11 protein-coding genes are annotated in these 13,099 nt (G+C 64.0%); 4 read left to right on the forward strand and 7 right to left on the reverse strand.

Annotated features, from left to right (window positions below; translation table 11 throughout):
* The first annotated feature begins 9 nt into the window (after positions 1–9).
* Together HNR05_RS05135 and HNR05_RS05140 are read left to right on the forward strand one after the other, a co-directional pair.
* Positions 10–3,015 (forward strand): bifunctional [glutamine synthetase] adenylyltransferase/[glutamine synthetase]-adenylyl-L-tyrosine phosphorylase, encoded by a 3,006-nt coding sequence (locus HNR05_RS05135; RefSeq protein WP_179578046.1) that lies wholly within the window; start codon positions 10–12, stop codon positions 3,013–3,015.
* A 251-nt stretch (positions 3,016–3,266) separates the two neighbouring features.
* A complete protein-coding gene (locus tag HNR05_RS05140) occupies positions 3,267–3,425 on the forward strand; it encodes a hypothetical protein (protein ID WP_179578047.1) in 159 nt (52 codons plus the stop codon).
* 122 nt (positions 3,426–3,547) lie between these two features.
* Here the strand turns inward: HNR05_RS05140 and HNR05_RS17505 are convergent, their stop codons facing one another.
* The 3 genes from HNR05_RS17505 to glnA form a co-directional block, all read right to left on the reverse strand.
* Positions 3,548–3,835: an SRPBCC domain-containing protein gene (locus tag HNR05_RS17505; RefSeq protein WP_343062678.1), complete on the reverse strand. Its 288-nt coding sequence runs from the start codon at positions 3,833–3,835 to the stop codon at positions 3,548–3,550.
* A gap of 15 nt (positions 3,836–3,850) precedes the next feature.
* The gene (locus HNR05_RS17510) at positions 3,851–3,979 is read right to left on the reverse strand and encodes an SRPBCC domain-containing protein (protein ID WP_246318353.1); all 129 of its coding nucleotides are present in this window, start codon (positions 3,977–3,979) and stop codon (positions 3,851–3,853) included.
* A gap of 125 nt (positions 3,980–4,104) precedes the next feature.
* Positions 4,105–5,529: a type I glutamate--ammonia ligase gene (glnA, locus tag HNR05_RS05150; protein ID WP_179578048.1), complete on the reverse strand. Its 1,425-nt coding sequence runs from the start codon at positions 5,527–5,529 to the stop codon at positions 4,105–4,107.
* A 177-nt stretch (positions 5,530–5,706) separates the two neighbouring features.
* Between glnA and HNR05_RS05155 the strand changes: the two genes are divergently transcribed.
* Positions 5,707–6,135, forward strand: coding sequence for an RDD family protein (locus HNR05_RS05155; RefSeq protein WP_425485074.1), 429 nt, complete (start codon positions 5,707–5,709; stop codon positions 6,133–6,135).
* 65 nt (positions 6,136–6,200) lie between these two features.
* Here HNR05_RS05155 and HNR05_RS05160 read toward each other — a convergent pair whose 3' ends face one another.
* Positions 6,201–6,911 (reverse strand): DUF4191 domain-containing protein, encoded by a 711-nt coding sequence (locus HNR05_RS05160; protein ID WP_179578050.1) that lies wholly within the window; start codon positions 6,909–6,911, stop codon positions 6,201–6,203.
* A 144-nt stretch (positions 6,912–7,055) separates the two neighbouring features.
* On the opposite strand from HNR05_RS05160, the gene HNR05_RS05165 reads away from it, so the two are divergent.
* Positions 7,056–8,621 (forward strand): serine/threonine-protein kinase, encoded by a 1,566-nt coding sequence (locus tag HNR05_RS05165; RefSeq protein WP_179578051.1) that lies wholly within the window; start codon positions 7,056–7,058, stop codon positions 8,619–8,621.
* 15 nt (positions 8,622–8,636) lie between these two features.
* On the opposite strand, the gene HNR05_RS05170 is transcribed toward HNR05_RS05165, so the two are convergent.
* From HNR05_RS05170 to HNR05_RS05180, 3 genes are all read right to left on the reverse strand, one after another.
* Positions 8,637–10,028: a 2-oxo acid dehydrogenase subunit E2 gene (locus HNR05_RS05170; protein ID WP_179578052.1), complete on the reverse strand. Its 1,392-nt coding sequence runs from the start codon at positions 10,026–10,028 to the stop codon at positions 8,637–8,639.
* Between the two features lie 67 nt (positions 10,029–10,095).
* A complete protein-coding gene (lpdA, locus tag HNR05_RS05175) occupies positions 10,096–11,469 on the reverse strand; it encodes a dihydrolipoyl dehydrogenase (protein WP_179578053.1) in 1,374 nt (457 codons plus the stop codon).
* Positions 11,470–11,574: 105 nt separating this feature from the next.
* On the reverse strand, positions 11,575–13,071 hold the full coding sequence (locus HNR05_RS05180; RefSeq protein WP_179578054.1) for a leucyl aminopeptidase: 1,497 nt from the start codon (positions 13,069–13,071) through the stop codon (positions 11,575–11,577).
* Between the last annotated feature and the right edge of the window lie 28 nt (positions 13,072–13,099).

Below are 13,099 nucleotides of genomic sequence, written 5' to 3' on the forward strand. Positions count from 1 at the left end.
GTACACCCCATGGCACGTGCCCCGCTAAACCTCACCGAGCTTGCCCGCGTCGGTTTCGATGAACTCGGCGCGGCGCGAGCCCGGCTGACCGAGGCACAGGAGCTCGGCGCCCCCGAGGCGACCGAGCTCCTCGCCCTGTTGGCGAAGACGGCGAGCCCGGATGCCGCGCTTGGCGCACTTCTCGACCTCCTGCGACAGGCGCCGGCAGAGGTTCTCGCACTTGTGCGGTCCCCCTCCTCGGCTCAGCGTCTCCTCCTCGTACTCGGTGCCTCTTCCGGCATTGCGGAGTTCTTCCTGCGCCATCCCGACGAACTCGCCGTTTTGGCTCGAGCGTGCACCCATATTCCGGATGCCGCTGAGTATCGCAACGATCTGCTTGATTCGGTCGGCGCGGTCGACGGCTTCGCGTCTCTCGTCGAGGAGCAGGGCTGGGTCGCCCTGCGCGTGCGTTACCGGAGTCGGTTGGCTGAATTGGCCGCGTACGATCTCGAACAGCTCGATCCTGCCGGCGGTGTCGATGAGATTGCGACTGCGCTAGCCAATCTGGCGGCGGCAGCTCTGGAGGGGTCGCTGGCGGTGGCCCGCACCATGGCTTCCGGCCCGGTTGCCGGCCCCGGCGTGTTTCCCCGCGCCGAAGTGGCCTCGACCCGCTTTGCCGTGATCGGAATGGGGAAGGCCGGCGCAGCCGAACTCAACTATGTCAGCGACGTCGACGTGATCTTCGTGGCAGACGGCGATGAGTCTGCCGAACTCTCGACCGGGCGCGCCGTCGATATCGGGACGCGCCTGGCCGTGCTGATGATGCGCGGACTCAACGAGGCAACGATCGAACCCGAGCTGTGGGAGGTCGATGCGAATCTGCGCCCAGAGGGCAAGGACGGTGCACTCGTGCGCTCGCTCGAATCGCACCGGGCCTATTACGAGCGCTGGGCGAAGAGTTGGGAGTTCCAGGCGCTGCTGAAGGCCAGGCCGCTCGCGGGCGACCGCACTCTCGGCCAGGCCTATGTTGATGCTCTTGCGCCCAAGGTGTGGTCGAGTGCAAGTCGCGACAATTTCGTCGAATCGGTGCAGCAGATGCGCGAACGCGTCACGGCGAACATTCCGGCCGACGAGGTCGACGTGCAACTCAAGTTGGGTCCGGGCGGTCTTCGTGACATCGAGTTCACCGTGCAGCTTCTTCAACTTGTGCACGGACAGTCCGACCCGGCTGTGCGCCAGCCCGGCACGCTGCCCGCACTTGCCGCCCTGGCCGAGAATAGTTACATCGGTCGCGCTGAGGCTCACGAGTTCGCGCACGACTACCGCGTATTGCGGTTGATGGAGCATCGCCTGCAGCTGCGCAGGCTTCGGCGCACGCATCTGCTGCCGCGTGACCCCGAGGATCTGCGCATCCTGGCCCGGGCCACGGGCCTGGCATCGAGCGCAGCAGGCCTAACCGCGATCTGGTCCGAGACGAAGCAGCGGGTGCGAGGGCTGCACGAGCGGTTGTTTTATCGCCCGCTGCTGTCGGCTGTGGCCTCTCTGCCCGCTGAAGGCCTCAACCTGACGAGCGGTCAGGCCGAGGCACGACTTGCCGCCATCGGCTTTCGGAACACCGCCGGAGCATTGGCTCACATCGCCGCGCTGACCGGAGGCGTGTCGCGACGCGCGACAATTCAACGCCATTTGCTGCCCGTGATGCTGCAGTGGTTCTCTGAGGGGTCGGATCCCGACTATGGGCTGCTCGCTTTCCGGCGGCTCAGCGACGACCTTGGCTCCACCTATTGGTTCCTTCGGATGCTCCGCGATTCGTCGGGGGCGGCCGAGCGGCTCACGCGCGTGCTCTCGGGCTCGCGCTACATCGGTGAGCTTCTCGAGACGATCCCCGAATCGGTGGCGTGGCTCGAAGACGAAGTCGACCTCAGGCCCCGTCCGCTCTCGGTGCTCCGCGATGAGGCGCGTTCCGTGCTCGCCCGGCACACCGCCGCGGATGCCGCGGCCGGTGTCTTGCGCACGGCCCGCCGCCGCGAAGTGTTGCGCTTGGCTTTCTCAGCGATGCTGGGCAGATCGACCCAGGAAGAGCTCGCCCACGGTCTCTCTGCCGTGATGGCGACTCACATTGAAGCGGTGATCGCTGCCATTCGTGGTACAGGGCTCGACGACCGGCATCCGGCGATCGATGGCATCGAATTTGGTGTGATCGCGATGGGTCGATTCGGCGGAGCCGAGATCGGCTTTGGCTCGGACGCCGACGTGATGTACGTGTTTCGGCCGGCCGGCCTTGAGGGTGAAGCCGCGCATGACCGCGCGAAGTTCATCGTCCGTGAACTCGGTCGTCTCACCGACGACAGCAGGCTCCCGCTCGATCTCGACATCGGCCTACGACCAGAGGGCAAGAACGGCGTCGTCGTGCGTTCCCTCGACTCCTATGCCGCCTACTACCGCCGTTGGTCGCTCACCTGGGAAGCGCAGGCGTTGTTGCGTGCGCGTGGCGTGGCGGGGGAGCGCGCCCTGCTCGCTGACTTCGAGGCGGTCGCCGACAGCGTGCGTTACCCGGCCGCGATTTCGGAGCAAGATGTGCGTGAGGTGAAACGCATCAAGGCTCGTGTTGAGAACGAACGGCTTCCGCAAGGGGCCGACCCGAGCCGACATCTGAAACTCGGCCGTGGCTCGCTCAGCGACGTCGAGTGGTTCGTGCAACTTCTACAATTGCAGCACGCGGCAGCAATTCCCGACTTGCGCACCACATCGACCCTCGACGCGTTGAGCGAGGCATGCGACGCAGGTTTGGTGAGCGAGGCGGATGCCGCAACCCTGCGCGCGGCGTGGGTGTTCGCATCCCGAGCCCGGTCGGCGATCACCCTGTGGACCAACAAAAGCTCGGATGTGCTGCCGATCGACCGAACCCAGCTCGAAGGAATCGCGCGGGTGATGGAGTATCCGCCCGGCTCGGCGAACCGCCTCGACGAAGACTATCTGGCTGTCACCCGGCGCGCCCGAGCGGTCTTCGAGCGAGAGTTCTACGGCCCCGCCTAACCCCAATTCGGTGATTGAGGAGCAGGCGAGGGACGAGCCCGCGGCTCGAGATCCCGCAGGCCACCCCTCAGACGCGACCGACGACATCCGCGTGCTGCCGAGAATAACCACAGGCTCCTCTCGTCGGTCGCATTGTACTGGCGTACGCGACAAAAACGGACGAATCGCGGCACTTGCTAACGCCGACCGAAAATAGGGCCATTAACGCCGATTGAAAACAGGGCCACCGACCAGTATGGAAGGTGATCAATATGGATGATTGGGCGAAGATACGCCAACTGTTTTCGACGGGCGAGCACTCGAAGCGGGAGATCGGCCGGCTCGTCGGCGTCTCGCGCGGAACGGTCGATCGGGCGCTGGAAACGGACCGGCTGCCGAAGTACCAGCGGCCTGCGGCCACCACCAGCTGAGCGCGCATCCCCGTCGAAAGTCGCCGTTTGTGCCGAGAATCGCCGGCGCAACAGGGCTACTCGACCCAAACGGCGACACTCGGCGGATGCGTGGGGCAGCGGCACGAGGATTACTCCAGGTACTACCTGCGTTCCGCGATCGATTTCACACTCGCGACCAGGCTGTCCCACATGCCGTGGGAGTGCAGAGCGGCGGCCGGGCGGGGGTTGTTGTCGTGCGCCAAGGTGAGGCGCGTCGTGTCGTCGTCACCGTCGAGAGTCCAGGTCAGTGTGTGCCGGCTATTCGGCAGATCAGGTTGCCCACTGAGCGGACTGTGGTGAGTATTCACGAGTCTTCGACCCGGTTCGAACTCGAGGATCACGCCCGTATCCGCGTAGGGTTTGCCTTCCCAGGTGCCGCGCCAAACGATCGGGCCGCCGACAGCTCAACTCGTCTCGACATCAGTGCCGAACATGAACTCTTTGATCGCGTCGGGGTCGGTGAGTACGTCCCATACCCGTTCCCGTGGTGCCGCAATTGTGATGCTGGATGTTGCCACGTAGTCGTCGGCCATCGGCTTCTCCTCATCGGATTGGGTTGGACCCGACACCCTACTCGCCCCTTCACCGCACCGCTGCGTCGTTAACGACGCTGGGGCCGCATCCTCGAAAGGATGCGGCCCCATTACTTTGCGGTCGATTAGACCCCGTAGTACAGCTCGAATTCGAACGGGTGCGGGCGGGCAGCCAGCGGCTTGATCTCGTGCTCACGCTTGTAGGCGATCCAGGTTTCGATGAGCTCCGGCGTGAAAACGTTGCCGGCGAGCAGGAAGTCATGGTCGGCCTCCAGAGCGTCCAGAGCCGCGTCGAGTGAGGCGGGGAGCTGCGGAATGCTCTTGGCCTCTTCAGGCGGCAGCTCGTACAGGTCCTTGTCGACAGGTTCGTGCGGCTCGATCCGGTTCTTGATGCCGTCGAGACCGGCCATCAGCTGGGCCGCAAAGGCAAGGTAGGGGTTGCTGGCGCCATCCGGCACACGGAACTCGATGCGCTTGGCCTTCGGGTTTGTGCCCGTGATCGGAATACGGATGCAGGCCGAGCGGTTTCCTGCCGAATAGACCAGGTTGACCGGAGCTTCGAAGCCCGGAACCAACCGACGGAACGAGTTCACGCTCGGGTTGGTGAAAGCGAGCACAGCCGGGGCGTGCTTGAGCAGGCCGCCGATGTACCAACGGGCGATGTCTGAAAGTCCGCCATAGCCGGCCTCATCGTAGAACAACGGCTTGCCGTCGGCCCAGAGCGACTGGTGGGTGTGCATGCCCGATCCGTTGTCACCGAAGAGCGGCTTCGGCATAAAGGTGGCGGTCTTGCCCCACTCGTGAGCCGTGTTCTTCACGATGTACTTGAACTTGAGGATGTCGTCAGCCGCGGCGACCATGGTGTCGAAGCGGTAGTTGATCTCGCCCTGACCGGCCGTGCCGACCTCGTGGTGGCTGCGCTCGAGGATGAGCCCGGCGTCGATCAGCTTGAGGCAGATGTCGTCGCGCAGATCGGCGTGCTGGTCAACGGGGCTGACCGGAAAGTAGCCACCCTTGAACGGGGTCTTGTTGGCAAGGTTGCCGCCCTCTTCCTTCTTGCCCGAGTTCCAGGCGCCTTCACTGGAATCGACCGAGTAGAAGCTCGTGTGCTGGTTGATCTCGTAGCGCACGTCGTCGAAAATGTAGAACTCCGCTTCGGGGGCGAAGAACGCGGTGTCAGCGATACCCGTTGAGGCGAGGTACTTCTCGGCTTTCTTGGCAACCTGACGCGGGTCTTTCGAGTAGATCTCGCCGGTGCGCGGGTTGTAGATGTCGAAGACCATGATGAGCGTGCGTTCGGCGCGGAACGCGTCGATGTACGCGGTGGTCACATCGGGGATGAGCTGCAGGTCCGACTCGTGGATCGTCGCGAACCCACGGATGGATGAGCCGTCGAACATCTGGCCGACGGTGAAGAACTCCTCGTCGACGGTCGACGCGGGAATGTTGAAGTGCTGCTGAACACCCGGCATATCGGTGAAACGGATGTCGAGGAACTTGACATCGGTCTCTTTGATGAAGGTGAGCACTTCTGAGGAATCGCGGAACATGCGGTTAACTCCAAACGGCGTGGATCTGGTTCAGTCGCGCACTGCGGCCATCTACGACTTTACCGGTCGGTGATTTCCCGTCCGTGACACGAATGTTTCATGCGTGTTACAGGGCGTGTTCGTGAACGTCCTGTGACGTCGGATCTCGGGCAGTCGGGCTCTCGGTAGACTCGGGTGGTGCCACATTCTTCTTCACAATCAGTCTCGTTCGGCCAGCTTCCCCCCAGCGAGTGGCCGGGCGAACGACTCGGCTTGCCCCAGACAGGCCCCCGCTCGGTCGGCCGCCTCGGACGCCGACTCGCCGCAGTGGCGATCGACTGGGCTCTGGCCACCGCAGCATCCGCGCTCTTCTTCAACTACGACACCCTCGCGATCAGCCTGATCTTCGTCGGAATGCAGATCGTCTTTATTCCGACGCTCGGCGGCAGTATTGGGCAACGGATGCTCGGCATGCGTGTTGTGGCTCTAGCCGGAGGCTGGGTCGGCCTCTGGCGCCCGATCGTGCGCTCGATCCTGCTCGGCATTGTCGTGCCGGCCCTGGTCTGGGATTCAGATCAGCGCGGCTTTCATGACAAAATCGCCGGCACGGTCCTGATTCGCGCGTAGCGAACAGAAGCATGCCGGCGATGGAGCCGTGAGCTCAGCAGTGCGCTGAGCCGATGAATCAAGAGTTAGCGGCCGCGTTGGGGGCGCGCCTTGAACGGGTCGACGCCCTTCGGAATGGGCAGCTGCGTGCCGAGTGAACTCAGGCGGTTGTTGACCGCGAGCACTTCGGCCTTGGTCAGCGTGGGCTTGATCCGGGTGAGCTTACGGGCCAGCTTGTGCAGCGGCACGGCATCCGAGTCAGGTCCGACGGCGATCGTCGTGACGGCAATAGTGCCGAGCACCTTGGCGACCTTGCGACGCTCATCGTCGATCATGCGTCCGGTGCGTGAGCGAGGGCCTTCGCTGATCAGTACAACGCCACCACGCCCGACGGCGCGATAGACAGCATCCTGCGTCTTGCCGTTGACGGCGACGGGCATCTCACTGCCCACCCAGCCGCGCTTGAGGGAGCTGCGCAACACGGCTCCCACGGCACCGGGCTGACCCTCGATCTGTGAATAGGCCGCTTTCTCGGCGCGACGCCCGAGAATGATGAGCATTGCGAGCACTCCGGCGAGTACTCCGGCGACGATCCACAATGCCAGAGTCAGACCGTTGCCCGGGGCGGTGAGGAGGGCGAATGCGACGGTCACAACGATCGGCAGGATGAACGCGAGCACCAGGTACAGGGTGATCCGCGAGTCGTAGCGTCTCGTCATCTGAAAGACCTGCCACATTTGCTTCAAGCGGCCGGGCTCTTTTGGTTTGCGGGGAGTCTTATCCTTGCTGCGTGCCATGCCTCTAAGACTATCGAGTCACGGTATGCCTCGTGACCGATTCGGCACTCGGTCCGCTCCCTCTCCCGGTCCGCCCTGAGCGAACTGTGCACCGGTTCTCGCGTGCGCACGACGTCACCATGCCGCCCGCGGGACCATAGCCCGATGATCAGAACTGAGGCCAGCTCACCGGTGACGCACAGTGGAGGCGAGGCGACCGGCACCATGAACGTCATCGCCGGCTACCGGGTTGTGCGCAAACTCGGTGTGAGCCGTGACGCCGAGGTGCATCTCGGCTTCGCCCTCACGCCGGTTGCGGTGCACGACCCACCGTCGCGCACGGTCGCGCTCAAGCTGTTCTCACCCGGCACCGACGGAGCCAGAATTGAACGCGAGATGAGCATTCGCACGTCTCTTCCTCCCGGAACTGCCGCCGCGGTACTCGATGTGGCTCGTCTGGCGGATGGCCGCGTGTGCGTTGTTCTCGAGTATCTGGGTGGCGGATCCCTCACCCAAGTCCTCAGCCGCGGGGTGGCTCTCCGCCCGGGCGAAGCCGTCACCATCCTTGCTCGGGCGGTGCAAGCCCTCGAACAAATGCATGCGATCGGCTTCAGCCTGCCGGCGTTGGGGCCTTCAGGCATCCTGTTTGATATCGCGGGGCGCCCGGTGTTGGCGGGGCTCGGCCGGGCGGAACCGCATGGTGCTGACGCGATGGCGCGCACCGTGTCGATCCGTGCCGACTGCGACAGACTCGTCGCACTGCTCCGCACGGTCTTCGCCGCTCTCAGCCCCGATGATGCGCTGTCACGGCGCTCTGAGGCACTCGCCGCGCGCTTCGAGATGGCCAGCCACACGACGCCGTTCGAATCAGGACTGCAGGTCCTCGAACGGAGTTTGTTCGAGTGGGCGGCGGCCGAGGCCGTTCGGATTCAGCCCTATACCGCGGGATCCCTCCGTCGTGCCCCTCGCGACGCAGCAACACTCGCCGTGCCAGAGATGGTCGCGGGCACTGCTGCTCGAGTTGCCGGAGGCACCGGAGTTGCCGGAGTTGCCGGAGCAACCGGAGTTGCCGATCAGGCTTCGCATGCCGCGCCGGCGCGCCGCTCGATCGTGGTGTTTCTGGCCCGTCAACGTTGCACCCGCGCCCTGAGCGCCGTAACGACGTGGGGCCATGGCCGGCTTGATGGCCGACTTCGTGGGCGCCGGCGCATCATCTTCGTGGCCGGCTTGACAGTGGCCCTTACCGCCGCGGCCCTTTTCAGCTTGTCGCGTCCCGTCGACGGGTCAGGCGCCCGAACCAACCCACGCCAGCCGGAGAAGACGACCACATCGATCATCCCCGCCCCGGATCCGGCCGCGCTCACCGCCATCACCGGCGACGATCCGTTGGCCGCGACGGTGGCGCTCCTTCGTCGGCGGGCGGAGTGCGTGGCTGCGGCATCCGTACTGTGCCTCGATCAGGTCGACCAGGCCGGATCCAGCCTGCTGGCAACAGATAGCTACACCGTTCGCATGAAACAACTGAACGAGGCGAACCCGAACGTGCCATCCGCGGGCGTGCCGCTGCTACAGCCCAATGCCGAAGCGCTGAGCCTGGTTGAGCGCACCGGCAACGCCGTGCTGATCGCGGTGGCCGCCGCAGATGCGGTGCCCACCAACAACAAACCGGCCTCGCTCCTGATCATCAGGGGCGAGGCCGGTTGGCGACTACGCGAGATTTTCGACTATTGAGGGTCGAGAACCGTTCTACAGGCCGAGGTTGCCCTCAAAAGCACCAGCCTCAAGGCGACGCTTCATGGTGCTGAGGAAACCTGCGGCGTCTGCTCCATCGACGATGCGGTGATCGTAGGACAGTGCCAAGTAGACGCACGAGCGGATGGCGATCGAGTCGAGGCCGTCAGTGGTGATCACGACAGGCTTCTTGTAGACGATTCCGGTCCCCAGGATCGCGCTCTGCGGCAGGAACACAACGGGCGTGTCGAACAGGGCACCGCGCGAACCCGTGTTGGTCAACGTGAATGTCCCACCCGAGAGCTCGTCCGGCTTCAGCTTGTTTTCGCGGGTCCGCTCGGCCAGGTCGGCGATCTGAGCCGCGAAGCCGGTGATGTCCAGTCCGGCAGCGTCACGCACGACAGGCGTCAGCAGTCCACGTTCGGTCTCGACCGCGATGCTGATGTTCTCCTGCGCCGGGTACACGATCGATTCGCCGTCGATCGTGGCGTTGATGATCGGGTGGGCCTGGAGAGCCTCAGCAGCCGCCAATGCGAAGAATGGCAGGAAGGAGAGCTTGTTGCCGGTCTTGGCAACGAATTCGCCCTTGACCTTGTCGCGAAGTATCGCGACGCGGGTGACATCGACCTCGACGACGGTCGTCAACTGCGCCGACGTGTTCATCGAGATGACGGCACGTTCAGCGACGACCTTGCGCAGACGCGACATTGGAACCGTGGTTCCGCGCAGCGCCGAGACGGTAACTGCCGGAGCCGCAACGGTCGAGGACGACGAGGCCGAAACGATGTCTTCCTTGCGGATGCGTCCGCCGACACCCGTTCCGACAACCGTCGACAGGTCGACACCTGCTTCGTTGGCGAGCTTACGAACGATCGGGGTGACGTACCCCGAGGTTCCCGCGTGGGATCCGCGGCTGGTCGGTGCTGCAGCCGGTGCGGGAGCCGCCACCGGTGCGGCAACCGGAGCCGCGACCGGTGCGGGAGCCGCGACCGGTGCGGGAGCGGCAGCCGGGGCTGGAGCAGCAACGGGAGCCGCGACGGGCGCGGGGGCGGCAACCGGAGCAGCAATTGGTGCTGCAGCGGGAGCCTCAGCAACGGGAGCTGCAACAGGTGCCTCAGCAACGGGAGCTGCAGCGGGCGCCTCCGCAACCGGTGCCGGCGCCGCAGCAGAGCCGTCACCGATAGTGACCAGCACAGTGCCGACCTCAACGGTTTCGTCTTCCTGAACCAGAATTGCCTCAATCACACCGGCGACGGGGGAGGGGATCTCCGTGTCCACCTTGTCGGTCGACACTTCGAGCAGTGGCTCGTCGACCTCCACGCGGTCGCCTACGTTCTTGAGCCAGCGGGTAACCGTACCCTCTGTGACACTCTCGCCGAGTGCCGGGAGGCTGACGGATTCGCTCATGCGCTTGTCTCCTTTGAAACCAGTTGTCTGTCTTGAGATGGGGAAAAATACAACCGAACGTGTCGGTCTACAGTGCGTGAAGCGGCTTTCCGGCGAGAGCGAGGAATGCTTCGCCGAGCGCTTCGTTCTGGGTGGGGTGGGCGTGAATCAGGGGCGCGATGTCTTCTGGGTACGCTTCCCAGTTCACAATGAGCTGGCCCTCTCCGATCAGTTCACCCACGCGGGCGCCGATCATGTGAACACCGACCACGGGGCCGTCGTTGACGCGCACGACCTTGATCGAACCGGTCGTACCGATGATGGCGCTCTTCCCGTTGCCACCGAGGCTGTACTCGTAGCTCGAGACCTGGTCGGCACCAAATTTCTCGGCTGCCTTCGCCTCGGAGTAACCCACAGAGGCAACCTCAGGATCGCAGTAGGTGACCTTGGGGATATTGAGGTCTTCGACGATGATCGGGTTCAGTCCGGCGAGTTCCTCGGCAACGAAGATCCCCTGCTGGAAGCCGCGGTGTGCCAGCTGCAGGCCGGGAACGATGTCGCCGACCGCGTAGACGCCAGGGATATTCGTGGCGAGGCGCTCATCGGTGATCACGAAGCCACGATCCATGGTGATGCCAACTTCTTCGAAGCCGAGACCAGCAGTCGAGGGTCCACGGCCGACAGCGACAAGCAGAATTTCGGCTTCGATCGTCTTGCCGTCTTCGAGGGTGACGACGACGCCGCTCTCGTTCTGGGTGACGTTCGCGAAACGCACGCCGAGTGAGTATTCGATGCCACGCTTGCGGAAGGCGCGCTCAAGCTGCTTCGAGATCGATTCTTCCTCGTTCGGCACCAGGTGAGGGAGGGCCTCGATGATGGTCACGTCAGCGCCGAATGACTTCCAGACGCTGGCGAACTCGACGCCGATCACGCCGCCGCCCAGCACGGCGACCTTCTTCGGAACGAAGTTCAGTTCAAGTGCCTGCTCGCTGGTGAGCACACGACCGCCGAGCTCAAGCCCGGGCAGGGAGCGCGAGTACGAACCGGTGGCAAGAATGACGTTCTTGCCGACAATGGTGTCGGTACCGACCTGAACGGTCGTGGGGGAGATCAGGCGACCTTCACCCTCGATGACCGTGATGCCGCGCGCCTTGATCAGGCCCTGCAGACCCTTGAATTTGCTGGCGACAATTCCTTCGCGGTAGGACGTGACCGCTGCCATGTCGATGCCGCCGAATGTCGTGGTCACACCGTACTTCGACGATTCACGGCTCACGTCGGCCACCTCGGCCGAGTGCAACAGTGCCTTGGTCGGAATACACCCTCGGTGCAAGCAGGTGCCACCGAGTTTGTCCTTCTCAATCAGTCCAACAGTGAAACCGAGCTGGACCGCACGCAATGCTGCTGCGTATCCACCGCTTCCACCACCGAGAACGACAATGTCAAAATTCTGCTCCGACACCCAGCTACTCCCTCGCGAATTACGAATTCAGCTACGACCGGCCGGCAGATTCATGATCTGGGGGCCGGAGTCCTGCGGCAAGCAACTCTTGCCTCTATGACTGTACTACGGGCGTGAAAAGTCCTCGGCCAGTCTGATCAGTGTGCGCAACGAAACACCGGTCGGTCCGGGGTTCGTAAAGCCCCAACCGCGGCCTTCGTTTTGGGCGCTTCCGGCAATATCGAGGTGGGCCCACGGAATTGCCGTGGCCTCGACTCCATCGCCATTCGTCCCGATGAACTCGCGCAGGAAAACCGCGGCCAACAGCATGCCTCCCGCCTTGTTCCCAATCTTCGCGTTGGCGATATCTGCGATATCCGAGTTCAAGAGGGCACGAAGTTCACCGGGCAAAGGCATCGGCCAGGCCAGCTCGCCGACGGCCTCGCTCGCGGCCAGAACGCTCTGAACCAGGGTCGTGTCGCCCATCGCCGCGAAGTAGCGTGTGCCCAGCGCCACGGTGGCCGCACCGGTGAGGGTGGCGACGTCAATGACGGCATCCGGGTTCTCCTCGCTCGCAGCCACGAGGCCGTCGGCCAGCACCAGGCGTCCTTCCGCATCGGTGTTCAGAACCTCAACGGTGCGACCATCGCGCATCCGCAGCACGTCGTCCGGCCGCGTGGCCGAACCCGACGGCAGGTTCTCGGCAATGCATAGCCAGGCCGTGATTCGCACGGGGAGAGTGAGTTTCGCGGCGGCCAGAACCACTGCCAGTACTGTCGCTGCGCCCGTCATGTCGTATTTCATACCGACCATTGACCCGGCGGGCTTCAAGGAGAGCCCGCCGCTGTCAAAGGTGATGCCCTTTCCCACCAGGGCGAGGTGTTTCGTCGCTTCGTCAGGGGAGTAGCTCACCTTGACGAGACGTGGAGGGCGAGTTGAGCCCTGTCCAACGCCCAGGATGCCACCGAATCCGTCTGCGGCAAGCCGCTTTTCGTCCCAGACCGTGACGTTCAGAGGTAGTCCCGCCGCTGCGTCAACGGTACGTTGAGCAAACGATTGTGGAAACAGATCGACGGGCGGCGTGTTCACGAGGTCTTTGACGAGCGCCATGGCCTCGGCGATGACGATCGCCCGAGCCACAGCGGTCGCATCGCCCTGCTGCGTGTGAACGTCGATTCGGGTCGCCGTCGATCGCCTGGTGGCGAGCGTGTCGTGACGGTACGCCGTAAATGAGTAGGAACCCAATGCTGCGCCTTCGAGCACGGCATCACTCTGTTCGTCAGTTTCGAGGGGCACAGCGAAGGCCAGGGTAGCGATGCCGGTCAACTGGCGCACCGCGGAACCGGCCATCAGGCGCAGCGCATCGGGGGAGAGAGCGGCGGCTACCGGGCCGAGGCCCACAATCGCGATGCTTTTCGCAGCCCCCAGGAGACCGGGAAGGCGCACGACCTCATCGCGAGCACCGGTAACACCGATGGCCTCGAAATACTCGGCGACCGCACTGAACGCCGCATCGGCGATGAGAACGGGCCCGTCCGGAGTCTGTGCGGATCCGACGACGAGCACGTCGGCTGTCGATTCGTGGCTCGGCAGGGTGGTCAAGGACAAAGCAGGAATGGCCATTCCTCAATGCTATCCACGCTGCCGCTGT

This window comes from Leifsonia psychrotolerans, from assembly GCF_013410665.1.
In the GTDB taxonomy this organism is placed as follows: domain Bacteria; phylum Actinomycetota; class Actinomycetes; order Actinomycetales; family Microbacteriaceae; genus Cryobacterium; species Cryobacterium psychrotolerans_A.

Bases quoted from the DNA above. Each gene is read 5' to 3' on its own strand.
- glnA (WP_179578048.1), bottom strand. From the start codon at position 5,529: ATGTTCCGCGATTCCTCAGAAGTGCTCACCTTCATCAAAGAGACCGAT.
- HNR05_RS05135 (WP_179578046.1), top strand. From the start codon at position 10: ATGGCACGTGCCCCGCTAAACCTCACCGAGCTTGCCCGCGTCGGTTTC.
- HNR05_RS05165 (WP_179578051.1), top strand. From the start codon at position 7,056: ATGATCAGAACTGAGGCCAGCTCACCGGTGACGCACAGTGGAGGCGAG.
- HNR05_RS17510 (WP_246318353.1), bottom strand. From the start codon at position 3,979: ATGGCCGACGACTACGTGGCAACATCCAGCATCACAATTGCGGCACCA.
- HNR05_RS05180 (WP_179578054.1), bottom strand. From the start codon at position 13,071: ATGGCCATTCCTGCTTTGTCCTTGACCACCCTGCCGAGCCACGAATCG.
- HNR05_RS05160 (WP_179578050.1), bottom strand. From the start codon at position 6,911: ATGGCACGCAGCAAGGATAAGACTCCCCGCAAACCAAAAGAGCCCGGC.
- HNR05_RS05140 (WP_179578047.1), top strand. From the start codon at position 3,267: ATGGATGATTGGGCGAAGATACGCCAACTGTTTTCGACGGGCGAGCAC.
- HNR05_RS05170 (WP_179578052.1), bottom strand. From the start codon at position 10,028: ATGAGCGAATCCGTCAGCCTCCCGGCACTCGGCGAGAGTGTCACAGAG.